At 63.0% G+C, this 578-nt stretch carries 1 protein-coding gene; it reads left to right on the forward strand.

Features of this window, described 5'->3' with window-relative positions:
* Window positions 1–578: hypothetical protein (locus tag AC0V2Y_RS27575; RefSeq protein ID WP_475418422.1), on the forward strand; the 578-nt coding region annotated here is incomplete at both ends.

Here is a 578-nt window from a genome sequence, read left to right on the forward strand (position 1 = left end):
CATGCGGAACGATTCGCACAAGAAAACTCTGATCGGCATCCTGCGCGAACACGTCAGCTCCTGGCGAAAAGATGCCGGCCTGTCGAGCTACAGCGCGATCAGCGTGATCGTCCAGGCGCACGACGAGGTTGGTGGTCCGGCTGCCACCGGAATTCGCTTCGAACCCCATCCGGACGAGTACCAGCGCACGAAAAACAACGGCGACCGCGTACTGCGCTGGCTGGATGATGAATCGAAGGAAAACAACCTGTTGCCGGCCAATTTCGTGTTGTCAGTGCTGGCCGGCCTGCCGCCTGCCGAGCGGATGGATTGCCTGAACGAATTGCTGCACCGTTTCGGCCTTTGCGTGCGATCCCTGGAAACGGCCGACGAAATAGGCCTCGGGCTGTCCGACGTATGCGAAATGGCCAGCGCCGACGCTGACGCACTGGCTGCCGTCGCCACCGCAATCGCCCAGCCGACACAAGCCAACCTGGACCTGGCTCTGCGCCGCACGGCGCGCGCGCACGAAAAGAAAGCGCGCGTGGTGCGCCTGCTCGAAGGGGCCAAGCGCGCAATGAGCCGCACCAGAGCGGTTA

It is taken from the genome of Janthinobacterium sp. BHSEK (genome assembly GCF_056174685.1).